Origin of the sequence: Bacillus sp. EB106-08-02-XG196, from assembly GCF_013396335.1 — a bacterium.
Taxonomy (GTDB): domain Bacteria; phylum Bacillota; class Bacilli; order Bacillales; family Cytobacillaceae; genus Neobacillus.
Genome location: NZ_JABWSY010000003.1, coordinates 321,954 through 348,879 on the forward strand (window position 1 = coordinate 321,954; position 26,926 = coordinate 348,879).

The 26,926-nt window shown below is 37.2% G+C and carries 23 protein-coding genes and 3 riboswitches; of the genes, 18 read left to right on the forward strand and 5 right to left on the reverse strand.

The genetic code is table 11. The features are described from left to right. Window positions 1-107: 107 nt before the first annotated feature. Together MLOOGBEN_RS07295 and MLOOGBEN_RS07300 are read left to right on the forward strand one after the other, a co-directional pair. On the forward strand, window positions 108-743 hold the full coding sequence (locus tag MLOOGBEN_RS07295; protein WP_179157581.1) for a DNA-3-methyladenine glycosylase: 636 nt from the start codon (window positions 108-110) through the stop codon (window positions 741-743). Between the two features lie 122 nt (window positions 744-865). After that, the gene (locus MLOOGBEN_RS07300) at window positions 866-1,375 is read left to right on the forward strand and encodes a hemerythrin domain-containing protein (protein ID WP_179157582.1); all 510 of its coding nucleotides are present in this window, start codon (window positions 866-868) and stop codon (window positions 1,373-1,375) included. Window positions 1,376-1,473: 98 nt separating this feature from the next. On the opposite strand, the gene MLOOGBEN_RS07305 is transcribed toward MLOOGBEN_RS07300, so the two are convergent. Next, on the reverse strand, window positions 1,474-2,385 hold the full coding sequence (locus tag MLOOGBEN_RS07305; RefSeq protein WP_179157583.1) for an AEC family transporter: 912 nt from the start codon (window positions 2,383-2,385) through the stop codon (window positions 1,474-1,476). A gap of 389 nt (window positions 2,386-2,774) precedes the next feature. On the opposite strand from MLOOGBEN_RS07305, the gene MLOOGBEN_RS07310 reads away from it, so the two are divergent. From MLOOGBEN_RS07310 to glgA, 9 genes are all read left to right on the forward strand, one after another. Beyond that, complete coding sequence (locus MLOOGBEN_RS07310) at window positions 2,775-3,992, forward strand: MFS transporter (RefSeq protein ID WP_179157584.1); 1,218 nt, start codon at window positions 2,775-2,777, stop codon at window positions 3,990-3,992. A 195-nt stretch (window positions 3,993-4,187) separates the two neighbouring features. Next, window positions 4,188-5,147: an aldolase catalytic domain-containing protein gene (locus MLOOGBEN_RS07315; RefSeq protein ID WP_179157585.1), complete on the forward strand. Its 960-nt coding sequence runs from the start codon at window positions 4,188-4,190 to the stop codon at window positions 5,145-5,147. Window positions 5,148-5,489: 342 nt separating this feature from the next. Further along, complete coding sequence (locus tag MLOOGBEN_RS28905; protein WP_218781092.1) at window positions 5,490-5,666, forward strand: hypothetical protein; 177 nt, start codon at window positions 5,490-5,492, stop codon at window positions 5,664-5,666. A gap of 129 nt (window positions 5,667-5,795) precedes the next feature. Further along, a riboswitch (cyclic di-AMP (ydaO/yuaA leader) is annotated at window positions 5,796-5,936 on the forward strand. A gap of 176 nt (window positions 5,937-6,112) precedes the next feature. Continuing rightward, window positions 6,113-7,600, forward strand: coding sequence for an amino acid permease (locus MLOOGBEN_RS07320; protein ID WP_179157586.1), 1,488 nt, complete (start codon window positions 6,113-6,115; stop codon window positions 7,598-7,600). A 231-nt stretch (window positions 7,601-7,831) separates the two neighbouring features. Continuing rightward, complete coding sequence (locus tag MLOOGBEN_RS07325; protein WP_179157587.1) at window positions 7,832-8,098, forward strand: hypothetical protein; 267 nt, start codon at window positions 7,832-7,834, stop codon at window positions 8,096-8,098. A 117-nt stretch (window positions 8,099-8,215) separates the two neighbouring features. Then, entirely contained in the window at window positions 8,216-10,174 is a 1,959-nt protein-coding gene (glgB, locus tag MLOOGBEN_RS07330; protein ID WP_179157588.1) for a 1,4-alpha-glucan branching enzyme, read from the forward strand. After that, window positions 10,125-11,252: a glucose-1-phosphate adenylyltransferase gene (locus tag MLOOGBEN_RS07335; protein WP_179157589.1), complete on the forward strand. Its 1,128-nt coding sequence runs from the start codon at window positions 10,125-10,127 to the stop codon at window positions 11,250-11,252. The genes glgB and MLOOGBEN_RS07335 overlap by 50 nt, the downstream gene beginning before the upstream one ends. A gap of 32 nt (window positions 11,253-11,284) precedes the next feature. After that, window positions 11,285-12,301: a GlgC family sugar phosphate nucleotidyltransferase gene (locus MLOOGBEN_RS07340; protein ID WP_179157590.1), complete on the forward strand. Its 1,017-nt coding sequence runs from the start codon at window positions 11,285-11,287 to the stop codon at window positions 12,299-12,301. Between the two features lie 3 nt (window positions 12,302-12,304). Beyond that, the gene (gene glgA / locus MLOOGBEN_RS07345) at window positions 12,305-13,747 is read left to right on the forward strand and encodes a glycogen synthase GlgA (RefSeq protein WP_179157591.1); all 1,443 of its coding nucleotides are present in this window, start codon (window positions 12,305-12,307) and stop codon (window positions 13,745-13,747) included. Window positions 13,748-13,823: 76 nt separating this feature from the next. Here glgA and metE read toward each other — a convergent pair whose 3' ends face one another. After that, complete coding sequence (metE, locus tag MLOOGBEN_RS07350) at window positions 13,824-16,118, reverse strand: 5-methyltetrahydropteroyltriglutamate--homocysteine S-methyltransferase (protein ID WP_179157592.1); 2,295 nt, start codon at window positions 16,116-16,118, stop codon at window positions 13,824-13,826. A gap of 161 nt (window positions 16,119-16,279) precedes the next feature. Next, a riboswitch (cobalamin riboswitch) is annotated at window positions 16,280-16,460 on the reverse strand. 148 nt (window positions 16,461-16,608) lie between these two features. Beyond that, window positions 16,609-16,786, forward strand: a riboswitch (cobalamin riboswitch). Between the two features lie 154 nt (window positions 16,787-16,940). On the opposite strand from metE, the gene MLOOGBEN_RS07355 reads away from it, so the two are divergent. The 3 genes from MLOOGBEN_RS07355 to MLOOGBEN_RS07365 are packed head-to-tail and all read left to right on the forward strand — an operon-like array spanning window position 16,941 to window position 20,764. After that, window positions 16,941-19,232 carry a ribonucleoside-diphosphate reductase subunit alpha gene (locus MLOOGBEN_RS07355; protein ID WP_368737766.1) on the forward strand — a complete coding sequence of 764 codons (2,292 nt, stop codon included), beginning with the start codon at window positions 16,941-16,943 and terminating at the stop codon, window positions 19,230-19,232. A 28-nt stretch (window positions 19,233-19,260) separates the two neighbouring features. Beyond that, on the forward strand, window positions 19,261-20,304 hold the full coding sequence (locus tag MLOOGBEN_RS07360) for a ribonucleotide-diphosphate reductase subunit beta (protein WP_179157629.1): 1,044 nt from the start codon (window positions 19,261-19,263) through the stop codon (window positions 20,302-20,304). Then, complete coding sequence (locus MLOOGBEN_RS07365; protein ID WP_218781083.1) at window positions 20,285-20,764, forward strand: flavodoxin domain-containing protein; 480 nt, start codon at window positions 20,285-20,287, stop codon at window positions 20,762-20,764. Before MLOOGBEN_RS07360 ends, MLOOGBEN_RS07365 begins: the two co-directional genes overlap by 20 nt. A 221-nt stretch (window positions 20,765-20,985) precedes the next feature. Here the strand turns inward: MLOOGBEN_RS07365 and MLOOGBEN_RS07370 are convergent, their stop codons facing one another. Further along, the gene (locus MLOOGBEN_RS07370) at window positions 20,986-21,726 is read right to left on the reverse strand and encodes a metallophosphoesterase family protein (RefSeq protein WP_179157594.1); all 741 of its coding nucleotides are present in this window, start codon (window positions 21,724-21,726) and stop codon (window positions 20,986-20,988) included. Window positions 21,727-21,928: 202 nt separating this feature from the next. Between MLOOGBEN_RS07370 and MLOOGBEN_RS07375 the strand changes: the two genes are divergently transcribed. Continuing rightward, window positions 21,929-22,726, forward strand: coding sequence for a DUF2935 domain-containing protein (locus MLOOGBEN_RS07375; RefSeq protein WP_179157595.1), 798 nt, complete (start codon window positions 21,929-21,931; stop codon window positions 22,724-22,726). A gap of 67 nt (window positions 22,727-22,793) precedes the next feature. On the opposite strand, the gene MLOOGBEN_RS07380 is transcribed toward MLOOGBEN_RS07375, so the two are convergent. Then, a complete protein-coding gene (locus tag MLOOGBEN_RS07380) occupies window positions 22,794-23,345 on the reverse strand; it encodes a hypothetical protein (protein ID WP_179157596.1) in 552 nt (183 codons plus the stop codon). A 110-nt stretch (window positions 23,346-23,455) separates the two neighbouring features. Here MLOOGBEN_RS07380 and MLOOGBEN_RS07385 point away from each other — a divergent pair, with 110 nt between their 5' ends. The 3 genes from MLOOGBEN_RS07385 (at window position 23,456) to MLOOGBEN_RS07395 (ending at window position 24,622) form a co-directional block, all read left to right on the forward strand. Then, window positions 23,456-23,602, forward strand: a complete 147-nt coding sequence (locus tag MLOOGBEN_RS07385) for a hypothetical protein (protein ID WP_179157597.1) — start codon at window positions 23,456-23,458, stop codon at window positions 23,600-23,602. Between the two features lie 91 nt (window positions 23,603-23,693). Then, entirely contained in the window at window positions 23,694-23,981 is a 288-nt protein-coding gene (locus tag MLOOGBEN_RS07390) for a hypothetical protein (protein WP_179157598.1), read from the forward strand. A 56-nt stretch (window positions 23,982-24,037) separates the two neighbouring features. Next, window positions 24,038-24,622 (forward strand): uracil-DNA glycosylase, encoded by a 585-nt coding sequence (locus tag MLOOGBEN_RS07395; RefSeq protein ID WP_179157599.1) that lies wholly within the window; start codon window positions 24,038-24,040, stop codon window positions 24,620-24,622. A 63-nt stretch (window positions 24,623-24,685) separates the two neighbouring features. On the opposite strand, the gene MLOOGBEN_RS07400 is transcribed toward MLOOGBEN_RS07395, so the two are convergent. Then, a complete protein-coding gene (locus tag MLOOGBEN_RS07400) occupies window positions 24,686-26,692 on the reverse strand; it encodes an alpha-galactosidase (protein WP_179157600.1) in 2,007 nt (668 codons plus the stop codon). Window positions 26,693-26,926 lie beyond the last annotated feature (234 nt).

The following is a 26,926-nucleotide window of genomic DNA, read 5'->3' on the forward strand; positions in this document are numbered from 1 at the left end:
CAATTTCTAGTTATTTTTCTACGTGAGAATTTCCCACGATACGCATTTTTAATTTTCAGTAATATGGGTAAAACAAGAAGAAAGAAATTATTTTGGAGGCACCTATTATGGAAGAAGTGCCTAATGAAATCGTTCCATTACCCCGCAAATTTTATGAAAAGCCTACCCTAGAACTGGCAAAGGCGTTGCTCGGATGCCTCCTTGTAAAAGAGACACACCAGGGCATCGCTGCCGGGTATATTGTAGAAACAGAGGCATACATAGGTCCCGGTGATAAGGCAGCGCATAGCTATAACAACAGAAGGACAGCAAGAACAGAAATCATGTTCCATCGTTCCGGCCACGCCTATACATATCTTATGCATACACACTGCCTTTTCAACGTGGTCAGCGGTGGTGAAGAAAAACCTGAAGCTATTTTGGTCCGAGCACTGGAACCTCGGTACGGTATCGATTTTATGAAAACAAGGAGAGGGATTGAAGAATTAAAAAATCTGACAAACGGACCTGGAAAACTGACAAAGGCATTAGGCATAACAATGGAGGACTATGGCTGCTCACTCACACATCCACCCTTATATTTAGCTAAAGGTTTTTATCCTGAAAGCATTTCAGTCGGAAAAAGAATTGGAATTGAGAATACTGGTGAAGCAAGGGATTATCCTTGGCGATTCTGGATTACGAATAATCAATTTGTTTCGAGGCATCAAAAGTTCGAATACGTAGTCAATTTGAAACCGTGATGATCATCACAAAATTATCGACACTATTGGGCTATTATTTAATAAGAGTTAATAGATACGACCGAAACCATGAAAAATAGGAATTTTAGATGAATGGTATGGTTGGAAGAGGGTGCTAAACGGTGGAAAATTCGAATATTGTATTAAGTGCTCCATTGCAGCAATTAATGGATGAGCATGTGTCGCTTCGGCAAGATATGAATCATTTCTATGAGATTACAGAAGAGATAGAATCTGATTCTGGTCTTACTGTGGTTCAATTGTTTACGAAATTGCATGAACGGGTATCAGCTTTTGCTAAAGAGCTGAAGGCACATTCAAAACGAGAGGATGAAGGGTTGTTCCCTATGATGGCTCGCCGTCTAGGAGAGAATGACAGAACAATTGAGGTAATGGAACAAGAACATGAGAAGGCAGAAGGGCATCTGCAGGATTTTCTAACTGAGGCTGATCAGGCGGGAGCGTCCATAGATGAAAACGAGGCTCAATGGATTACAGTATACGCCGTCCAAGCTTATGCTACCTTAACACAACACTTTGCAAAGGAAGAAAAAATGTTGTTTCCGTTGGCTGAGAAGTTACTATCGGCTGATGAAAAAGAGGAACTTAAAAGACTCTTTCAGGTATGCTAGAGAGAATCCTGGCCAAAAGTATATGTTTATTGGAAAGAAACAAACCACCTAAGTATTCTTAAAGTACACTTAGGTGGTTTGTTTTTAATTAAAAAACTTTATAAAATAAAGTTTGAAAAAATATATAAAATAACAATACTTATTATAATCGTTATATTTGACATAGTGGCAATGAAACGGGTGCTGTCGGTGCTATATTTGAATTCTACCGCAAATGTTAAGGCAGATGCAGCAACAGGCAATAATAGTCCAATTAGAATAGTAGATCGAAGCATGATATCGTATGGAAGGATAAAGTATAAGAATAACCCAACAGTAAGACCCAAACCATACCGAAAAGCTAAGAATTTCACCATTGGCTTAATAAACTGTTTGTCAAACTTAAAATTTAAAAAGAGTCCTAGTAGTAATAATGATAACGGTATATTTGCTCCTGAGATTTTACTTGCAACATTAATAAACATATCAGGTAATTGGATATGGCTAAAATTTAAAACACTAGCAATTATATAAGTCATTAAAGGAATGGACTTGCCCAGCTTTTTTAGAATTTCTAGTGGGTTAAGACGAAGACCTTCTTCCGAGAAATAACTTCCTAAAATATACGCAATTCCAAAGACAACGAAGGATGCACCAACATCGAACATACTAAAATAGGTTAATCCATCCATCCCCCAAATAGCATAGACTAATGGAAATGCAAATAAGCCGACATTAAATCCGGATGATAGCATCATAAGTGAACCTTTAAGTTCTCTTTCTTCATTTTTAAAAACGAATAAGCCTAGTAAAGCTGTGATGATTCCGTACACGAGGACAATTACTGGTAACAACATTAAAGAAGTTTCTATCTTTACAGAATCGAAAGTTACAAGAACTAAGGCAGGAAGGGTAATTTTAAAAATAATTTTTGAAATCACTTCTCCATCTTTTTCTTGTAGTATATTTATTCGTTTTAATAGATAGCCCAATGCAATGATGATAATAATATAAAGAAATTCCTGATTCATATTTAAATTACGCTCCTCTAAGATGTTTCTAAATCTGTATAAAAAAATTGAATATAAAAGTTTAATTCTAATTAAACCATATTTTCAAACATTATAATGCAATTTATGCTTATTTATCCGCAAAGTAATTTGCACTTGTGCGTGTTTTTAATAAGGTATTTAATGGTTTATTATTTTAAAATATTGTCACATTCTTATTAACATGATACTATAAGGTGAAATTAAATCCCTTTAATCTGGTCCAGAGAGTCCAAAAAGGCGAATCAAACTTCATACATAATTTATTATGTCTATGAATGCCTTTTTGTCCTTTGGATGGAAGGGCATTTTATTTTTGCCTATTATCTTTTAATCTGAGTCCTGTGAGGCTTGAAAGGAGAACAACAAGAATGGATTATCGTAAAAAAACAGTAGTCGCTTCAGTAGCAGGTTTAACATTAGAGGGCATGGATATAATGTTTATCTCCTTTGCGATGTCGATGATCATTGCGGAGTTTCATATCGATATGGCAGCAGGTGGACTAATTTCTTCCATTACTAATTTAGGAATGCTTGCTGGGGGAGTCATTTTCGGTATTTTAGCAGATAAATTTGGGAGAGTTAGAATTTTCACTTATACAATTCTACTATTTGCCGTCGGAACTGCGTTAACCGGGCTCGCACAAAATATTGAACAAGTATATTTATTTAGGTTTATTGCAGGTTTAGGTGCTGGGGGAGAATACGGTATTGGTATGGCCCTTGTCGCTGAGGCATGGCCAAAGAATAAACAAGGGCGCGCGTCTTCCTACGTAAGTGTCGGTGCTCAATATGGTGTTATCCTTGCCGCTCTTCTTAGTGCGATGATCCTTCCTTCATGGGGATGGAGAGGGTTGTTCTTCGTTGGATTGGCACCGGTCATTTTTGCCTTTATCGTTCGAAAGAAACTAGACGAATCACCGGTATGGGTGGAATCACAAAAGAAAAAGCAACTCGTTCAGAAGCAAGGAAAATTGAAGCAATTGTTTGCTACTCCTAGAATTGCCGTAACGACTTTCGCTTTAGCAATAATGGCAACCGTACAAATCGCTGGTTATAATGGTTTAATGATTTGGCTGCCATCTATGCTTCAACAATCCCAAGGACTATCCGTTTCAAGCTCAGCGCTTTGGACAATTAGTACCGCTGCAGGAATGATAGCCGGTATGTTAACATTCGGACAATTTATGGATCGTTTTGGAATGAAACGCTCATATGGAATCTTCTTAGCTGCTTCCGCTGTTGCTGTCTTCTTATATTCCTTTGCTTCAGGCAGCACAGGACTACTAATTGGCGGTGCAATTGTAGGATTCTTCTCGAATGGAATGTTTGCAGGGTATGGAGCATTAATTAGTAAGTATTATTCAGTAGAAATTCGCAGTACAGCAACCAATACGATTTTTAACTTTGGCAGGGCCTTAGGGGGCTTATCTCCTATTTTAGTAGGGTATATCCTGCAGCACTCAAATGTAACGGTAGCAATGACGTACCTAGCACTGCTCTATTGTATCTCCTTTATAGCCATGGTTAGTTTACGAAAAGTAAAAGGTAAACAAGAAGAAATCAATACTTTGTCTGAAGCAGTGTAGGGCTAATAAAAAGTCATTCTCTCAAACATTCATGTAGGAGGGGATGGCTTTTTATTGTAAAATAAATGAATTTTTGGAAAATAGCATTGACTCGTTCGAATGAAACATGATATAAACACAGTAAGAATTTTAGTACTTTAAAGCATGTGGATTACAAATAATGACAAAAAAGGAATTACAGGAGGAATTACTTTCATGGGACATCGTAACAAGATAATAGACTGCACCATTCGAGATGGAGGCTTAGTTAACAATTGGGATTTCAGTGTCGAATTTGTTCAAGACTTGTATAATGGTTTAAGTGCAGCTGGTGTTGAATACATGGAGATTGGTTACAAAAACTCCCCAAAATTACTCAATGCGACTGAGCCAAATCCATGGAGATTTCTAGATGATAACTTCTTGAAAGAAATCTTCCCTGAGAAAAAATTTACGAAGTTTTCTGCTCTAGTGGATATTGGCCGTGTGGATCCAAATGACATTTTACCACGTGAACAAAGTGTTTTAGATATGATCCGAGTGGCATGCTATATTCGTGAAGTCGATAAAGGGTTAGAGCTTGTACAAATGTTTCATGATTTGGGTTATGAGACTTCCCTTAATATAATGGCTTTATCAAGTGTACCTGAAAAGCAGCTTACGAAAGCATTTGATATGGTGAGGGAAAGTCCTGTAGATGTTGTATATATTGTCGATTCCTTCGGAAGCTTGGATCCTGCGGATATTGAACACCAAGTGAAAAGATTCCAAGAGCTAATCCCTAACAAACAGCTTGGAATCCATACGCATAATAACATGCAGTTAGCATTCGCCAATACATTAGCGGCATTGCAAAACGGAGTTACATACCTGGATTCATCTGTTTATGGCATGGGTCGTGCTGCTGGTAATTGTAACACAGAACTACTTGTTAGCTACATTCAAAAACCAAGCTATGAACTTAAGCCAGTACTTGAAGTGATTGAAAAGCACATGTTAGACATGCGCCAAAAGTGGGAGTGGGGTTATATCATTCCGTATATGATTTCTGGTGTACTTAATGAGCATCCCCGTGTCGCCATGGCTTACCGCGATAGCGACAATCGTGATAAATTCGTCGATTTTTATGATAAGGTAACATCCCCCGAAGCCTCCATTGCAACAGCAATGAAATAGGTAAGACTGAAAAAAGTACCTCTCTTGAGAGGTGCTTTTTTTGTCTTACTAGAGATTGTTTAACATGCAATTGTAAGGTAGCAAAAAAACTTTGCGGTAACAACCTTATAAAACATTAATATGCAAAATATTTTGGCATAGGCAAAGAAATTTTGCGGTAATTCTATTTAAAAGAATAATAAAATCTATATTTCTAATGGCAATCATCTTGGCACACTTATTGCATTATAGAAGAACGAGATATAAAACAATATTATGTTGTCAATAGTGAAAATCAGTAAATGAAAAAACTGATTCAATTTATCAGTAATTTTCAGAAGGTTCAGTTTTAAAAATAAAAATATGAAGCGAGGAATAATTATGTGGGTCATTACGGTGCATTCAGAAAAGAATATTCAAATGTTTGAGTTCGATAATCAAGAGGAAGCAAGAGCCACTTACAAGAGTATAAAAGGGTGTAAATATCTCAGTGAAGTGATTTACTATAATGATTTTGATATAGTTGAATCACATTATTAATCCGATTTTTCCAATTTTCAGAGGTATTGACAGTGTATATAGGGGAGTTCAGATTATTTTATATTTTTGAAAAAAAGTATTTTACTTTTCTTAAGATAACAACTATTATAATATTGAAAATAGTTTCAAATTTCTAAATCGCTGAAACCATTTAGGCACGGGGGAACCATATGGATTTAATCAATCCAAGGGGTGAATCCTTTTTAAGGTAGGGCTACTTAGTAGGCCCGAATCCGACAGCTAACCTCGTAAGCGTTTATGAGAAGGAAGGTGGAACTTGTGACACGATTATTTAGTGTCTACAAGTCTATTTCTCATGACTTGTAGACACTTTTTTTATTTCTTAAATAGATTTTCTACTCCTAGGGGGATTATTTATTTTCAAAAGGAAATAGCCTACATATGTTTGAAACCGCTTTCTATAAAAAATGAAAGGACTGAAGCAAATGTTACCAGAACGTGAAGTAGAAATATTCCAGCAATCTGTAGATCGACAAAATGAACAGACATTAAAACGCGAGTTAAAATCCCGGCATTTAACGATGATTTCCATTGGAGGTGCAATAGGGACTGGACTGTTCCTTAGCAGCGGGACAGCAATCAGCACAGCCGGCCCTGGAGGAGCTTTACTTGCATATACCATAGTTGGCGCAATGGTCTTTTTTATCATGACGAGTTTAGGGGAAATGGCTGCATTTATGCCAGTTAGTGGTTCATTTAGTACGTATGGGACAAAATTTGTAGACCCAGCATTTGGTTTTGCGATTGGATGGACCTACTGGTTTAGCTGGGCGATGACCATTGCTGCTGAATTAGCCGCCTCAACCATGATCATGAAATTTTGGTTTCCGGATAGTCCTTCCTGGGTATGGAGTGCATCATTTTTAGTACTTATATTTCTATTAAACTATTTATCTGTTAAGGGATATGGGGAAGGGGAATATTGGCTGTCCTTAATTAAAGTATCAGCGATTGTACTATTTATTATTGTTGGTGTTCTGATGATTTTCGGCATTATGGGAGGAGAAGCAGTAGGGTTTAAAAACTTTACAGTGGATAATGCTCCTTTTTCAGGTGGTATTTTAAGTGTTTTTGTTATATTTATTGCAGCAGGTTTTTCTTTCCAAGGTACGGAAATTGTGGGCGTTACGGCAGGAGAAAGTGAGGATCCAGCCAAAAATGTACCAAAGGCAATTAAAAGTGTTTTCTGGAGAATCCTGATTTTTTATATTTTGGCGATTGCTGTGATTGGGCTTCTTATTCCATATACCAATCCGAATTTACAAAATGATAATGTGATGGTAAGTCCATTTACCCTCATTTTTGAAAAGGCTGGGATTGCCTTTGCAGCTTCAATTATGAATGCGGTTATTTTAACTGCGGTATTATCAGCGGGTAATTCTAGTTTATATGCTTCAACACGCATGTTGTATTCGATGGCGAAGTCGGGACAAGCACCTCGGATTTTTGGACAACTTAACAACCGTGGAGTTCCCGTTGCAGGTATTATTCTAACCTGTGCTATAGGTGCGCTTGCCTTTTTGGCTTCCTTCTTCGGTGATGGTATGGTCTATATATGGTTAATGAATGCAATCAGTATAACAGGATTTATTTTCTGGCTAGGTATTTCCATCAGTCATTATCGATTCCGAAAAGCTCTTATCGCTCAAGGGCATTCTCTAGACAAGTTACCATATAAGGCAAAATGGTTTCCGATTGGACCAATTTTCGCGATTGCTTGTGGAATTATCGTAATAGTAGCTCAAAATTTCCAAGCCTTTCTTGCCGACCAGATTGATTGGGGCGGAGTTGTAGCAGCTTACTTAGGTATTCCGTTCTTCCTTAGTTTATATTTTGGATATAAATTGATTAAGAAAACGAAAGTGGTTAAACTTGAGGAAGTTGAGTTTGACTTTGATAAAAAATATCATTAGACGATAACGTGGTTATTGTTGAAGATGGAGAGAATATTCAGGCTCTTGGGAATGGTCCCAAGAGCCTGTTTCATTAGGAGCGCATTCATTAATAATTACAAAAAAGTATCTTTCTATTTTTGGGTAGTGAAATTCGAGATTTCTAGTTCTTATATCTTACTTATACTAATTTCCAAGAGTTGTATGTTATAATTCTATCAAATCAGACTATTAAAGCAAGGAGTGAAAATAATGATAATTCGAAGTAAAGCGGATGTGGAGCAGTTTTGCGAGAGGTTTGGTGATCTGGCAAGTTGGGATGGTTCGAAGTACTACATTGCCGTACAAGATGAAGTAAACAGCGGTACCCTTACATTTATGCAATATCCAGATGGCACACTGACTGTACATCGTAAATATCAAACGTTTTGGGACATACATGAGCTTCCGGTTGATAGTAAAGATATATGGCGGTATAGGAAAGTTTTAAATCGTTACTTGAAAAATATCAATAATTAGGGAAGGTGACTCTTTTTTTCGGGGTCGCTTTTTTCATTTTTTTAAAATGATATAGTCAAAGTAATTTTATGCATTAAACCATACATTTTAGAAAAACTAACAGATAGTCTAGATATTATGGAAGAGCAGTTTAAAGAGGTGAGGCTAGTGGTTGTAACACATCCGACAGAGTATGAAGTATATCTTTTTCACGAAGGAAGTTTATTTGAGAGTTATAAAGTTTTTGGAGCTCATTCTGAAACCCAAGAAGGAGAAAAAGGCACTCGCTTTACTGTTTGGGCTCCCCATGCGACCCAATTACATGTTGTCGGGGATTTCAATAAATGGGATGGTAGTTATCATGAAATGACGAAACTTAATAAACAAGGAATATGGTCACTTTTTATTCCGGGGCTGCTAGAAAATGATATTTACAAGTATCAAATTAAAACAGCTGCCGGAGACACCATCCTAAAATCAGATCCGTATGCATTTTATTCAGAAGTCAGGCCAAATACCGCGTCTATTATCTATGACCTGGAAGGATACATTTGGCAGGACCAGAAATGGTATCGAAATAAAAAAAAGAAAACGGTGTATGAAGAACCGCTTGCCATTTATGAGGTACATTTAGGCTCTTGGAAGAAAAAGGGTGAAGAGGAGTTTTATACATATAGGGAGCTAGCAGATGAACTGATTCCATACGTACTTGAACATCACTTTACACACATTGAACTTTTGCCTCTAGTTGAACATCCTTATGACCGTTCTTGGGGATATCAAGGAACTGGATACTATTCTGCAACAAGTCGATATGGTACCCCGCACGATTTAATGTATTTTATTGACCAATGTCACCAAAGTGGAATAGGTGTTATTCTGGATTGGGTTCCGGGACATTTCTGTAAGGATGCCCATGGTTTGTATATGTTTGATGGACTGACTACTTATGAATATGAAGATGTTTACGTAAAAGAAAATCCGATATGGGGTACAGCGAATTTTGATTTGGGAAAAGGTGAAGTGCAAAGCTTTTTAATATCTAACGCCTTATTCTGGATCAAATACTATCATATTGATGGATTTCGTGTTGATGCGGTTGCCAACATGCTATACTGGCAAGCCGGGGGGGAATCTCAAAAGAATGAATATGCCGTTAGCTTCTTAAGAAAGCTGAATGAGGTTGTGTTTGAAGCCGAACCTAATCTGCTCATGATAGCTGAGGATTCGACCGATTGGCCGCTTGTGACAAGACCCACCTCTGAAGGTGGTTTAGGTTTTAACTATAAATGGAACATGGGTTGGATGAACGATATTTTAAAATATATGGAAGCGGATCCGCAGAATAGAAAGTATTTGCATGATAAAGTAACCTTCTCCATCCTGTATGCTTTTACAGAAAACTTCATCTTACCTCTGTCGCATGATGAGGTAGTTCATGGGAAAAAGTCACTTCTAAATAAAATGCCAGGAGATTATTGGCGAAAATTTGCACAGCTGCGTCTTTTGTTCGGGTACCTAATGACACACCCTGGTAAAAAGCTGTTATTTATGGGTGGAGAGTTTGGTCAGTTTGATGAATGGAAGGATTTAGAGGATTTAGATTGGGAGTTACAGGATTTTGAGATGCATCGCATCTTGCATGATTACTTTAAAGAATTGATGCAGCTATATAACCGTTCGAAAGCGTTGTGGGAGCTTGACCATACCCACGAAGGCTTTGAATGGATTGATGCAGATAATAAAGATCAAAGTATATTCTCGTTTATGAGAAAAGACAAAAATGAAGACCCGCTTATTATCGTGTGTAATTTTACAGAGTTCGTTTATGAGAACTACAAAGTTGGGGTACCTTCTCACGCTTTTTACAATGAAATTTTTAATAGTGATCGTATTCATTACGGTGGTTCTGGTCAGGTGAATAATAAGAAAATGATAGTGATTGAAGAGCCCTTTCACAACCAGTTATGTCATCTCGAAATGACGATCCCGCCTTTTGGGATGTCCATCTTACGACCAGTTAAAACTAGAAAGGGGACAAATCGCAATGGTACAAAAAAAGTGCGTAGCAATGTTACTAGCAGGAGGACAAGGTAGCCGTCTCGGTGCTCTTACTAGATATATTGCAAAGCCGGCTGTTTCATTCGGCGGCAAATATCGAATAATAGATTTTCCATTAAGTAATTGTACAAACTCTGGAATTGAAACTGTAGGTGTGTTAACACAGTATCAACCTCTGGTTTTACACTCTTATATTGGGATCGGTGCTGCTTGGGATTTAGATAGAAGTAATGGCGGAGTCACCGTATTGCCTCCGTATGCGGAAACCTCTGGCGTTAAATGGTATAAAGGCACTGCCAGCGCGATTTACGAAAATATTAATTACATAAAGCAATACAATCCAGAATACGTACTGATTCTTTCTGGTGACCACATTTACAAGATGGATTATTCTAAAATGCTTGATTATCATATTGAAAAGGATGCAGATGTTAGCATCTCTGTTATAGAGGTACCTTGGGAAGAAGCAAGCCGTTTTGGAATTATGAATACTAACATGAACTTAGATATTATCGAATTTGAGGAAAAACCAAAATCACCAAAAAGTAATTTGGCTTCTATGGGAATTTATATCTTTAATTGGTCCGTTTTAAGAACGTTTTTAGAAATAGACGATAATAATCCAGAATCCTCCAATGATTTTGGGAAGGATATTATTCCATTATTACTGGAAGAAAATAAAAAGGTGGTTGCGTATCCATTCAAGGGATACTGGAAGGACGTAGGTACTGTAAAAAGTTTATGGGAAGCAAATATGGATTTATTAACAGAAGAAACAGAACTAGATCTTTATGACCGAAATTGGAGAATTTACTCTGTAAATCCGAACCAGCCGCCGCAATATATATCACCCACTGCTCAAGTAGAAGAGTCACTAATTAATGAAGGCTGTATAGTAAAAGGAAACATAAAGCATTCTGTTCTATTCCAAGGCGTAACGGTCGAAGAAGGAAGTGTGATTCAGGACTCCGTAATCATGCCCAATGCTCGAATCGGAAAAAATGTATTAATTGAGAAGGCGATCATCGCTGAAGGAATGGTGGTCGAGGATAATGCCATGATTCGTCCTGAAAAGAAAAGGGATGATGTCATTCTGATTGCGAAGGAAGATTAGCGCAAAAACTGACAGGAAAGGAATAAGATACTATGCCGCAATCAATGCTAGGAATTATCAATGCTACCCATGAGTTAGACACCTTTCAAAATTTAACAGCTCATCGTTCCATAGCTGCACTTCCTTTTGCAGGACGATATCGTTTGATCGATTTTATGTTATCGAATATGGTGAATTCAGGGATCACGAGTGTGGCTATTTTCACAGGTCATGGGGTAAGGTCACTTATGGACCATTTAGGATGTGGAAAGCAATGGGACTTGGATAGAAAACGTGATGGACTATTCGTGTTTACACCAGATGGCAAATCTAAAGACGAGGCATTTGGGTCCTTCGCACATTTAGCTAAGAATATAACCTTTTTCTTACGCAGCAGGCAAAAATACGTTGTGATTACAAATTGCAATATTATTGGGACTATAAATTTCAGTTCTGTTTTGGTTCATCATATTGAAACAGATGCGAATATTACAGAGATTGTTCATAATGGAGAATCGCTGCATACGTATATTTTAGAAAAAGAATTATTGCTCTCTTTATTTGAGCAATACAAAGATCAGGGCTATTACAGTATTTTAGATGTCGTAAATGAGCAACTTGATAAATTTAAAGTTGAAAAGTATGAATGGAAGGAATATAGTGCAACTATAGACTCTCTCGATAGTTACTATAAACATAGCATGGATATGCTTACGGCAGCGGCATATTATCATGTATTTACGAAAAACGAGCCAATCTTCACAAAGGTAAAAGATGAACCTCCAACACGATATAAAACCGGTGCCAAAGTTTCAAATTCTTTGATTGCAAATGGCTGCATGATTCAAGGTGAAGTGGAGAATTGCATTATTTCTCGTGCGGTTAAAATCGGGAAGGGCGCTGTTATTCGTAACTCCATTATTATGCAAAAAACACAAATTGAAGATAATTGTGTACTCGATGGAGTCATCATTGATAAGGATGTTAAAATTGAAAGTGGTGTCAAATTAACAGGAACAAGAGAAAACCCTTATGTGGTAGAAAAAGGGACAGTACAAAAGGGGCGCTGAGAAGTGAAAGTTTTATTTGCCGTATCTGAGTGTGTTCCGTTTGTGAAAACAGGTGGCCTTGCGGACGTAGCGGGCGCACTTCCTAAAGAGTTAAAAAAGTTAGGTACAGAAGTTCATGTAATGTTACCGAATTACAGTTTAATTTCTGATGAGTTTAAACAATCTTTCCAATTTAAAACATCCATTGAAGTACAGTTAGGATCAATGAATCAATATTGTGGCATCTTTAATATGGAACTTGATGGAATTACATACCATTTTATTGATAACGAATATTATTTTCATCGGAGTTCATTGTATGGACAAGACGATGATGGAGAACGATTTTCGTTTTTCTCAAAAGCTGTACTCGAGTGTATACCACATCTAGATTTTATTCCTGATGTGATTCATTCTCACGACTGGCATACAGCCATGGTGAACTTTTTATTAAAGTTCCAGTATCGTCATCTACCAATGTATGAAAAAATAAAAACCGTATTTACGATTCATAATTTGCAATTCCAAGGTATCTTCCCATTTGAGAAAATTAGTGAACTGTTACAAGTAGATCCTCAATATTTTAACATGGAACAGCTCGAATTTTATGGAAATGTTAACTTTATGAAAGGTGGTATCGTTTTATCTGATCGTGTAACAACCGTCAGCCCAACTTATAAAGAGGAAATTCAATTTCCTTATTTTGGCGAAAGGCTTGATGGACTATTACGAAAGCACAGCGATAAACTTATAGGAATATTAAATGGTATAGACGATTCAGTTTATAATCCAAGAATTGATCGAGATATCGCTGTTTCTTATGACCTTGATACCATAAAAGGAAAACTAGAAAATAAGAAAGTTTTACAACACTATTTCGGATTGCCCGAAAAAGATAGCACACCCATAATTGCAATGGTAACACGCTTAACACCGCAAAAAGGTTTAGACTTAGTCCTGCATGTATTTCACGAGATGATTCAGGATGATGTACAATTCATCTTGCTTGGTTCTGGTGACCATCATTTTGAAAACTTCTTTAATCAAATGGCCCAAGAATACCCGGATAAAGTGAAGGTATACATTGGGTTTAATGAGGCGTTAGCCCATCAAATTTATGCAGGGGCGGATTTGTTTTTAATGCCTTCGCAGTTTGAACCATGTGGATTAGGACAGCTTATTGCCTTGCAGTATGGAACAATACCCATCGTGAGAGAAACAGGCGGATTAAATGATACTGTTCAATCTTATGATGAATCAAGTGGTATTGGTAATGGATTTTCTTTTAAGAATTTGAACGCCCATGATTTGCTGCATACCGTGAGAAGAGCCTTAGATTTTTATCATCAAAATGAAAATTGGAGCCGCTTAATACAAAATGCAATGACTCAAGATTATAGTTGGTTACAGTCAGCGAAGAAATATAATGAAATATACGAGGAACTGCTTGAAGGCTCAGTAGAATAAAGGATCCTTGCTATCATTCAAAAGGGGAAGATGTAAGTACATTTGCAACTTACACCTTCTTCCTTTTATAGGCAGTTTAAACAGTTTGTTGTTGCTGTTGCTGGCGTAGTTTTCGTGCAGCTGTCACCATATTTTTTAATGAGAAAATAGTTTCATCTTCATGTCGTGTTTTTAAACCGCAATCTGGATTCACCCAAAACTGTTCTTTTGAAATAATCTCTAAGCTGTCTTTTAATATGGTATTGATTTCTTCTACACTTGGAATACGCGGGCTGTGTATATCATACACACCTAAACCGATACCAAGTTCATATGGATTTTGTTTTAGTGATTGTAGTAGTTCCCCATGACTTCGAGACGTTTCGATAGAAATTACATCTGCATCAAGGGCCCGAATTGGCTCTATAAAGTTATTAAACTCGCAATAACACATATGCGTATGAATTTGTGTTTCATTTCTGACACTAGAAGTCGCGAGCTTGAATGCATTTACTGCCCATAATAAATATTCTTTCCAGTCTTCTTTTCTTAGTGGCAAGCCTTCACGTAATGCGGGTTCATCCACCTGAATAATAGCGATGCCTGCATTTTCTAATGCTTGAATTTCTTCCTTCAGAGCTAAAGCAATTTGGTTGGCTACATGTTCACGAGAAAGATCATCACGGACAAAAGACCAATTTAAGATGGTGACAGGGCCTGTTAACATTCCTTTAACATACTTAGACGTTAATTGCTGTGCTTCTACAACTTCCTTCACAGTCATTGGCGATGTCCACTCGATGTCACCGTAAATAATCGGTGGTTTTACAGAACGTGACCCATATGATACCACCCAGGCTTTTTCTGTAAAAGCAAAACCTCTCAGCTTTTCACCAAAGAATTCGACCATATCTGTTCTCTCAAATTCACCATGAACGAGGACATCAAGGCCAATTTCTTCCTGGATTTCTATCCAACGTGCTGTTTCACTTTTCACAAACTCAGCGTAATCAGAGTCCGTTATTTCATTTTTGCGCCATGCCGTTCGTGTTCGTTTTACTTGATCCGATTGAGGGAAGCTGCCAATTGTTGTTGTTGGAAAATCCGGTAATTGTAATGACGCTTGCTGTAAAGGTTGACGTTCCTTAAATGGCATTGGACGTGTGAAATTCTCAGGTTTGACTTGTAATAAAAGCTCCTTCACACGTGTGTTTTTCCTCGTCTCATGCTGTTCTAAGGCTTGAATAGCCGCCATACTTTGTGACACACTTTTATTTCCTGACCAATTCTCGTCTGAAACAAAGGATTTTATGTGTGTTAACTCAATGATTTTCTCATCGGCGAAGGATAATGCATTTAGTAATGTTGCATCAAGAGTCTTTTCAGATTTAGTTGTCACCGGAACATGCTGCATACTGCAAGAAGATTGAACCCAAGCTTCCTTTACACCGCTTAAAGATAAAATTGCTTTTGTCATCATTGCTTTTTCAGCCAAATTTGCCCGCCAAATATCACGCCCATTTATGATTCCAATCCCTAATACTTTATCTTCTGGGAACCCGTATTTACGGAGTGAAGACATATTCTCATCAGCACCATGAATAAAATCAAGACCAACTCCTGCAACAGGTAATTGAATGAGCTCTTCATACGCTGATAGTCCTTCAAAATAGGTTTGTACCATCAATTTCGCTGCTGGGACTTCAACTCTTAATTGTTTATAAATTTGTTGAACTAGTTTTACATCTTCAGGTGCTAGTGAAAGGACTAATGCTGGTTCTTCCACTTGAATCCACTCTGCCCCTGCATCTACAAGTTGTTGGAGTACTTGAGCATAAAGAGGTAAGAGTCTTAAAATAAAGGATGCTTTGGATAGTGAATCATAGCCCTTTGACAATTGAACAAAAGAATAGGGACCTATAATGGTCGGCTTTGTAATTAGATCTAGTTCAAATTTCGCTTCTAAAAAATAATCTAAAATATAGTTTTGAGTTAATTCTAGTGGCTGGTTTTCATACTCAGGTACAATGTAGTGGTAGTTTGTATTAAACCATTTGGTCATCTCAGAAGCTACAACATTGTTAGCCCCACGTGCCATTGCGTAATAAGTTGGTAAATCTACCTTTTCGCCTTTCCATTTATAACGGGCTGGAATTAAACCGAACATGGTCGCGAGGTCTAGCATACGGTCATAAAAAGTAAAATCTCCGACCGTGAGAATGTCTAATCCTAATGTTTGCTGGTGCCTCAAATGATTCAAGCGTATGGTCTTCATCTCAAAGATAAACTCTTCCTCTGATATCTGATCCTTCCAAAAAGATTCCACACAGCGTTTCCACTCTCGATTACCACCTATGTATGGGTAACCAATGGCTGTACTCACTAAATTCATTTTTACGATTCCTCCTTTACATTTACATATTCCAAATACAAAAAAGCCATCTCCATGAAAAGGAAATGGCTATACATTCAAGTTAAAGGTATGTCTAAGAAATCAAACAACTCATAACTCGTTTGTCGTACGAATGTCACCACCTATTCCACGTAGGTATTTGGTGTGTACTAGAATTGGCAGGTCTCCTGGCTCATCATCAATGTTCATCACACCTTCCCATCAAAAGACAGTGGTATTTGTGATTAACTCCGAATTACAGTTGCGGGACAGCGACGGAATTACACCGTTCTTCCCTTTTAAGCCAAGCCTCAGCTTGGCACCAATTCTTACACGATATGTAATTGCCAATAAATATAACATACACATATTCTGGTGTACATAATTTTCTGAGAATTTATTTTTGTTATTGTCAAAGTAGATAATGTATATTATATTTGTTGTTATACAATATTTAGTGTTGCTTGTAATGGAGTGACACTAAATATAGATAATGACCAAATTTAATGGTGTCTGTATAGACTTAATAGGGAATCTGGTGATAATCCAGAACTGTACCCGCAACTGTAAGTGCTGACGAAATAATCATATCCACTGTCATTGGACGGGAAGGGATTAGAGTAGGAAGATGCACAAGTCAGGAGACCTGCCATTATTATTACGTATTATCTTCTTCGGGAGTTGGGAGGATATAACGAGGGTATGCCTACTATTACAGTGACCAAATACTGTATGATAGATTATTCCACGTTATAAACCCATCTTCATTGATGGGTTTTTTTGTTGTTTCACTCGCGAAGTCAATTCGATAAGAAAAGAGGAATTGCTATGGCAGTAAATAGTGTTTATACAGAAAAAGATAAAGTTTTTGCAGCAGTGAAAAGGGTTTCTGAAAAATATAATCTGGATACAACAGAATTTTATAAAAAGATTGCTAGTTTCGAGGAGTCATCAATATATGAACAATCCCTTACTTATGCATTAAATCAAATTTCGATGTCTGATCCTAACTGGACCTTCTTGGCAGCGAATCTTTATTTACAGGAACTTTATCGGAATGCTTCAAACAGCAGGGGGTACAAGCCTGAAGAAAAATACGGAGATTTTTACACTCTGATTGATGAATTAACTAAAATCGGAATTTATTCTGAGGATCTATTACAAGACTATTCAAAAGAAGAAATTCAACTTTTGGGTGCAGAAATAACATCTGAAGGTGATCATTTGTTTAACTATATAGGTCTGTTTTTACTAGCAGATCGTTACTTGGCAAAAGACTATGAGGGAAAACTATACGAGCTGCCACAAGAGCGGTTTATGATCATTGCCATGACATTGATGAGAAAAGAACAAAAAGGAAATAGATTAAACCTTGTAAAAGAAGCATACTGGGCACTTAGTAACTTATATATGACTGTTGCTACACCAACTCTATCAAATGCTGGAAAAAGTTATGGCCAGCTCTCTTCCTGTTTTATTGATACAGTAGAAGATTCTTTAGATGGAATTTATTTAAATAATTGGGATATTGCTAGATTAAGTAAAGACGGTGGCGGTCTAGGTGTGTACCTTGGAAAGGTACGTGCATTAGGTTCAGATATAAAGAAATTTAAAGGAAATTCCTCTGGAGTTGTACCTTGGATTCGTCTTATTAATGATACGGCTGTGAGTGTTGATCAATTAGGTCAAAGGCAAGGGGCGATTGCTGTTTATCTAGATGTATTTCACAAAGATATCATGAACGGCTTTTTAGACTTAAAAACAAACAACGGGGACGAAAGACGTAAGGCTCATGATATTTTTACAGGTGTTTCGATACCAGACTTGTTTATGAAAAAGTTAGAAGAAGTTGATGAAAACGGCAGAAGTGTTGGAGAATGGCATACCTTTTGTCCGCATCAAGTAAAACAAATGATAGGTTGGAAGGATCTGGAAGGAAATCCCCTCGGTTTGGAAGATTTTTATGATGAGTGCGATATAAAGTTTTTTACTGAAAAGTATGAAGAAGCGGTCAACCATCCTCTACTTCCTCGGAAAACCTATCGAGCTATGGATATTATGGCAAGGATTATGATTTCTCAATTAGAAACAGGTACTCCATATATGTTTTATCGAGATGAAGTAAATCGTCAAAATCCGAACAAACATGTAAGAGGAAACGGACGTACGTCGATTTTTTGCAGTAATTTGTGTACAGAGATTGCGCAAAATATGTCTGCCACAACGATTGTTAAAGAATATAAGGATGAAGATGGAAATATTGTCATTGTTCGAAAACCCGGGGACTTTGTTGTCTGTAATCTATCATCTATAAATCTGCCGAAAGCTGTAAAAGGGAATGTACTAGAAAGATTAATCCCTATTCAAATGAGAATGCTAGACAATGTTATTGATCTCAATACCATTTCAGTCGGACAAGCGGAAGTGACAAATAAGCAATATCGACCAGTAGGATTAGGTACGTTTGGCTGGCATCATCTTCTTGCGATAGAGGGGATATTTTGGGAGTCCGATCAAGCTGTTGAATATGCAGATCGACTTTACCAGGATATTGCTTTCCTTACCATTCGTTCTTCTATGGAGTTAGCTAAGGAAAAAGGCAGTTATCCAAAATTTGAAGGGTCAGAATGGCAATCGGGCCAGTATTTTGAGCGAAAAGGATATAAAACAAACCGTTGGAACCAACTGATGGAGGAAATTGGAAGGTATGGGGTTCGCAATGGCTGGATGATGGCGATCGCCCCAAACTCATCCACCGCAAAGATTGGCGGTTCCACAGATGGGATTGATCCTTTATATGCAGTTGAATACGCAGAGGAGAAGAAAAATTTCAAGTTTAAAGTCACCGCACCTGATTTGGACCATAACAGTTACAGCTTTTATCGACGTACCAGGCATGTTCTGGATCAGAATTGGAGTATTTTGCAAAATGCAGCCAGGCAGCGCCATATTGACCAATCGATTAGCTTTAATCTCTATGTTCGTCATGATATTAAAGCAATAGAGTTATTAAATCTTCATATGCAAGCATGGAAGCAGGGATTAAAAACAACCTATTACGTAAGAAGCACATCGCAAACTGAGATAGAAGAATGTGAAGCATGTCAAAGTTAAAAGAGACGATCGAGGAGGTTTTTATTTGATGATACATACACCATTAACCAAAATAAAATTACTAAATCCAGATTTTCCAAACAAATCCACTAGGATCATAAATGGTGAGTCTTCAGGTATTCTTAATTGGAATGATATTGCCTATCCGAAAATGTACGACTTATATCAAACTCTATTATCGAACTTTTGGAAACCGCAGGAAATTAATATGCAGGATGATATAAAACAATGGGAATCCCTTAGTAATCATGAAAAGGATGTGTTTTTACGTATTAATACGCAACTTGCTTCACTTGATAGCTTGCAAACACCAACCATGAGTCAAGTTATGGATTATGTGACGGACTCTAGTTTCAAAGCGATCTTTGCGGTTATTTCACAACAAGAAGCCGTTCATAATGAGTCATATTCTTATATACTTAGCTCACTTATACCGATAGGTGAACAAAATCATCGATTTAATCAAGCGAAAAGTGATCACATTGTCCTAAAACGAAATCAATTAATTTTAGACTCATATGAGGAATTTAGACAAAATCCAACGTCACAATCGTTATTTAAGTTAAGTGTAAACTCCATCAATCTAGAGGGGATTTTCTTTTACGCCGGTTTTGCTTTTTTCTATCATTTAGCACGTCAGCAAAAAATGCTGAAAACAAGTACGATGATTAGTTATATTCAACGAGATGAAATGCAGCATGCCTATTTTATTTCTCAATTTATTCGGATTCTTCTAACTGAAAACCCTGAACTTCATACGGATGAAAATATCCACTATGTCTATGAAACGATTAATGAGGCTGTTGCACTAGAAAAAGAGTGGGCTCAATATATTTTATCTGACATAAAAGGGATTGATTTAGTAGAATTCGAGTGGTATGTAGAATATTTGGCAAATAAGCGGTTGAGACAGCTTGGCTTGAAAAATCTTTATGAAGAAAGAAACAATCCGATGCCGTGGATTCAAATTTTTGGGGATGAAATGATGAATGAGACAAAATCGGATTTCTTTGAACAAAAGTCCAGAACCTATTCAAAGGTCTCGCAGTCCAATGGATTTGACGAACTGTAAAATATCCGTTGCTATTATTTATGCGTCCGTATCCGGAAACACAAAAGAATTAGCTGAAGAACTTTATCAAATCTTGCTAGGGATGTCAGTCAATATATCAATTTATAGTATAAATGAGTTTTCATTGGAAGACTTAAGCCAATATAAGGCAGTTGTCATAGGAACGTACACATGGGGAAATGGTGAAATCCCAATGGAAATGAGGCAGCTCTATCAAGCGTTTGAATCAATTAAGAGAAAAGACATTACGACTGCCGTTTTTGGAACAGGAGATAGCTTTTATCCAATGTTTTGTGGAGCGGTTGATCAATTTCGAGACATGCTTTATGTTCACACGAACTTAGCTGCTACCTTGAAGGTTGAACTTTTGCCACAGGAACAGGATATAAAACGTTGCAGGAAATTTGTTGAAATACTACTATTGCGAGCAAGTATGGAAAACAGGGAATGTAGTATATAAATATGGGCTAAGGGAGGCTCTACAAGCGTGTTTAGCATTGGAGACTCCTAGGACGCCTGAAACATGGGATAAACCGATTCAATCAGTACTAAAAGTTTGACTACCTCTTCCTTTGTCACTCCGATTTCCTCCAGTAACATAATTTCCCTTCCTAAATCAACCTCATCGTCATACGCATGCCACATGTGTACGACTAGTAAAAACGGTCTTCACTAAAATCTCTACTTTTTTATTCCTCGATATTTTGCTGTTTTTAATTCTTGAATATATTCTCCAAGCTCGGGCATTTCCATTTCTTTAGCTATATGTATGGATGTTTCGATATCATATGGAACTCGAACAAGCTGAATCGAAAAAACTCCATATTCACTTTGGTTATATTCTCCTTCGAGAATGGCATAGGATGCCTGAGTTAGATCAAGAGGATTCCCTACGCTGCCCACGTTACATAATGTTTTACCTTTAATGTTTTGCTGAAAGGCATTATGAATATCTCCATAAAAAACAACATCTGGCTCTCTTTCATCTGCTATATTTTCTGTGAGTTCTGTGTTTTCGAACATACTTAACCGACGTTCAAGAGAGTCCCAAGGTTGTATTCTTTCATACACACTCCGCGGTGAAGCATGAAACATTCTTACTAGTTTTCCGCTCATCATAAACTCTACTGAAAACGGTAGTTTTTCTAACTCATTCATTTGTATTTTCGTTAATTGGTTTTGATGCCATTTGATTGTGTCGGATTCTTGTGGTTTAGGAAAGAAATCATCCCAATTGCCTCTAACCACTTTTTCACAATGCTTTTGGATCATATTTATTGCCATGCTTGATTGTGGTCCTTTGCCAACTAAATCACCTAAGCAAATAATTCTCTTAATGTGTCTTGAATCGATATCAGCCAGTACCGATTCTAGTGCAGGGATATTTCCATGGATGTCTGAAATAATAGCAATTTTCTCCATCTTTACAAAACTCCTAATGATTTATATGAAAATAATTCTCCATTTGTCGCTTCATTTCCTGTATATTTTACCAAAATTATTATGCAAGTATTTATAGCTCCGCCAGTTATTCACATATCGCAAGAACCGATGTTCATAGGACGTGCTATTGGAGAATAAATATCAAAATAATGTGGGTATTTTTTTCCTAGGAGGAATTTACATGAATGAGGTTTTTGAAAGGTCAGCCAGATTTGAACACCGTTTTTGGATTCAAATATTAGGTGATCATTCTAGGTTTATTTCTGAAGCTCTTGCCCCCATTCAAAAAGTTGAGATTGAGAAGGCCACGAATTTTATTAACATATTTGATACACTTCTCGAACGCGCAAAATCCATCCCACTGACACAACTAACAGCTCAAGTAGAACCAGAGGTACTAAAGTTAAGGGAGTTCAAATTAAAATTAATAAGAAGACACCTCGTCGGGAAAATCAAAATTCACCTTTCGCCTACATTTATTAATCATATGGTAAATGAATTAGAGGAATATTTAAGGATTTTAAATCATTTAAAAGAGGGGAAAGTCCCTCCCGTTTACCATGAACTTCATCATCACCTACTTTGGTTATTAGACGCAGCAGGTCATTCAGACGCTATATATTCAAATTTAGATGGTGTTGAAAAGCAATTAAGAAAGAAAAGTAAGACTTTTAAGAAGGATTTTGAAGGTTTTTATCTCAAAGCAGTAGAACTGGCAGGATATTTAAGAACCAATTTGACGACCTTTCCAGCTTTGACAAAAATGACCAATGATGCTCAATTAGAAATTAAGTTATTTCAAAATTTTTTAATAGAACTTGAAGAATTAGAACTAAGTAACCAAGCATTGGGAACATTTGCACCGTTAATGGCTGATCATATGTACCGGGAAGAATGTTATTATCTAATGAAATTAGCAGAATCGGCAAATATTGACCCGCCCAATTGTGACACTGCTAAACCTCGACTTAAAGAATGAAAAACGATAGTAGCTGCAAAGGTGTGTTCAGGGGGAAATTCTCCTAACACTTTTTTGAGACTATTGTTTAAACTTCTAAAGGAAGGACTTCTGTTATAAGTAGAGATTCCTGCGAAAAAATACAATACAAATCTGTAATCATATTATGTATTAAAGCCTTTCGTATTAACAAACCTTCATAGCCCTGTTTGATAAGACTCTTCCGAAATTCCGTATTGGCTTCTTCTTTATTTAAAAGAATAGCACCATCTTCCCAGGTAACGTTTCTTTTTTTGGCACCTAAATAATCACAAAATTCGTCACGTTCTCTCATAAACATATCAAATGAATCCTCTGTATTTGATTCGAAAATTTTTAAATTTGGTTCATCTATATACACTTTATAAATAAAGCCGCTACCGGCTCTTTCATATTGGATTACCTTTGGTTCTCCATTCTCCCAGAACTCGCTCTTTGATATTTCAATCACCGACTCAGAGCCAGTTGCAAAAGGTTTTGCTGAATCGAAATTTGAAGTAAACCAAAATCCAATAGTATTGATGTCGTTACTTAAATTTTGAACTACGGTTTCTTTATTAAAATTTTGAAAATTTCTTATAGATCCATGGTAAACAATCATTTTCATAACCTCCACTATTAAGATTCCCTAATTTTTTAGTTTAATTTCTTCAGTATATTTCCTTTACACTCTATAGATAATAAAACTGATTTACTAAAGGAGATGACAGCATGAAGACTAAGGATGATTTTAAAACAGGAGCAAAGGTAACAGCGGATAATCAAATTTATGGAACACCTAATAGCAAAAGTAAAAATGGTACCGGTGACTCACCAAATGATAATACCGGTAAGAATAAAAAGGGTCTTGATCGTTAAGGAAGCAGCCAATTTATATTGGCTGTTTTTTTAAACACAAAAGGTCAGGAATTGAATCCTAGATGAACACAATAAAAGGTGAGGACTACGTATGGATAAAAAGAATCTGAGTGAACAAGAGTGGGTATATAATTATCTTCGGGATCGTGATAAACCTTTGCCTCTAGTTATAGGAACGAGAGGTACATGGGGGATTAATGGGGAAAAGTCTATTATTTTAGTGGCATTTACCCTGCCAGATATAGCAGTTATTAGAGATATGCATAATGTTACAAAAAATCCAATACGAAAAATGAAATATAAAGATATCGTATATTATGCTGTAAATATAGTAGCCCAAAAACAAGTTGAGTACGTGATTGATTATTGGAAAGAATAAAAAATACTGTCCTTATATATTCATTTATGAAATACAAGTACCAGGAGATGGATGCAATGTCTGATTTTTGTTCAGAATTATGGCCGGAAGAACCCACCCCTGAAACTTTTAAAGATTGCCGTGAATGTGGTCTGTATCAGCACGGTACACGTATGGTCTGGGGAGAAGGAAATCCAGATGCACCAATTATGGTTATATTAGATAACCCAGGAGCAAGAGAAGACCGCGAAGGGTTTCCATTTGTCTGCGGAACTCGACATACATTACAACAAGGCGCCAGCGAAGTTGGCTTGAAAATGGATGACCTCTATGTGACTTTTATTCTAAAAAGAAGGCCAGTGCGTGCGTATGAGAAAGACCAGGTACGCCAAACCTGTATGATTCATTTAAAACAACAAATATTACATAAAAAGCCTAAGATTATTCTATGTTTAGGAAATGTGGCCGTACAATCCTTTTTTCATGACCCTGCAGCTGAAGTAAAGAACTTGCGTGGTACTTGGCACAATGTTGATGGATATCAGACTACTGTGGCTTACCATCCACTAGCTGTAAGGCGTCGCCCTAACTTATGGAAAATGTTTTTAAATGATATGGCATTTGTTGCAGAACGCCACCTAAAAAGTAAAAAGAGAGAATAGATTTAGTTCCTAAGGTCATTAAAATGGCAGGGGGAGTTAAAGATGACTCCCCCTTAGATTTTTCTAAGCAACTGTCCTTTGCGGTATACTAGATTTTGAACCTTTAAATCTTTCCCTAGCTAAAGTAAAAAATTTTGAAATGATTATTAGAGATAAAAATACAATAAGTGCTGCTACCTGGGCAGGGGATTGTTGATCCGTATTGGTCTCAAAGGACTTTGCGCTCTCGCCAATTGTATTGTTTGCACTTACGATATACGAATATGTGCCGCCAATATGGTGTTTAGCACTTTTATCCAGAAAGGTTGGCGACGTTAGATTTTCTGCGATAGGCGTGTAATCACTGCTCACTCCAAATCCATTAATCTCCTTCCGGTAGACTGTATAGGAGGTCGCACCAAATGACGGATTCCAGGCAAGTGAAACTGAATCTTTACTATTTCTGTTTGCCATCATTCCACTTGGTTTGGCAGGAGCAGTTGTTACTTCAGTATGAAAGGAATAGGTGCCGACCTGAGTTTCCTTGCCGCCTGACAGAGATGAGACCTTCCAGTAGTAACGTGTATCCTTATCAAATTCCTTTACATTAACAGTTGGGATAGAAACAGTTTGATCAAAGATAATATTTTTCATGCTTGAATCTGTTGCCATTTGTACATGATAACTTTCCGCACCGGATTGGGCGCCCCATTTGAACGTCACATTGGTAGGATTAACATCAATTGCACCGCTTTTCGGTGAAACAATTAGGGATGAAGCCGGAACTACGTGAATCATACTAGAAGCATGCGTTGGAAGGTTTGCTGTAAAACCTTTTTCCATGCTTCCTAAATCCTGATGGCTCCACAAATCACGTACGAAAGCTGAGCCCGCAATCCCTAAATCTTCCCATTTGACGCTTATATCTTGTGTTGAAGAGCCGGTATTAAAGAGTGCTATATTATACGAACCGTCTGGAAGGGTTTGATAGAATACTTGAGAGTCAGTTTTTTTGTATAAACGTTTTCCTGCTGCACCACTTTGGTTTACTCCAATTATCTCGTCATTTGTTAAAAGATAAACACCGTAATCATCCAGCTTTGTCAGGTCATTTCCTATTACGAACTGAGATGCTGCAATTGCCCATAGTGATACGTAAGAACGTTTTTCATCATTCGTAATACCATCCTTACTACCGTTCGCGACATTTAATGAATCAAAGTCATTCCAGCCGCCTGGCTGAGCATGTTGCTGCCATTCTGCGGCATCATCAAATCTTCTCGATATCTTTTCCCAAGAGACAAGGTTAGGCGTCCCATAGGCTTCTACATCATGATCGGTCCGCCAACCATTAGATAAGCTTTGCCAAGTATCAATGTGTTTGATATCGAGGTTATTAGACAACTCCACATGGATAGGTCTGCCGGTTTTCTTCAGTGCCTTTGCCCATGCCTCTACATCTGCGATATCCTGATTTCGAACACCGTCAATTTTAAGGTAATCTATCCCATAGGAAGCAAACAGCCTAGCCCAAGAATCAATATATTCCTGCGCCCCGGGCTTTGAATAATCAATGGCATACATTTTTTCAAAATTAAAATTTTTCTTTTCGCCTTTGCTATGATCCACAATATCTTTTGCATGGTAATGTGTTCCTTCAATCGGGGTATTTTGATCGACCGCTGCTTTTGGAATACCAAGGGTAACGTAGTGGCCGAACTTCAACCCTTTATTATGGATATAGTCCCCAAGTGCTTTCATACCATTTGGGAATTTCTTAGGGTCTACCGCCCACCTGCCATATTCATCAACGGTAGTCCTCCAATCCAACATATAATAATCATCAAGGTTTACATATTGATACCCATGGGATTTAAACTTCGCTGCCAAAACATCAGCGGCCGCTTTGATCTTTTCTTCTGTTGGCTTTCTACGAATCGAACTCCAGCTGCTCCAGCCCATAAAAGGACGATCTGCCAGCTCATTATAGGAGGATGCACTCACTTCATGTGGAGTTATAATAGAAACGGTAAAAATACCAGTTAACAGTATGGAGAAGGAAACAATAGTCGAGATTATTTTTTTCAGCATAAATGCCTCCTCAAAGTAGTATGAACCTTTAAAACTATAAATTAAGTCATTAGTACTATATTAATATAGAAAACTCTAAATATTAATGAGTAATATGTTCCAACTGCATTACACAATTTTTAGGATCACACAAACTCCCAATAAAAAAAGTGCCAGGCACCATAGCCATCAAGCTAAGCGAATAACTTTCAATTTTACCAAAATGGACCTATTCTTTCTTTGAAACCTAAAGAA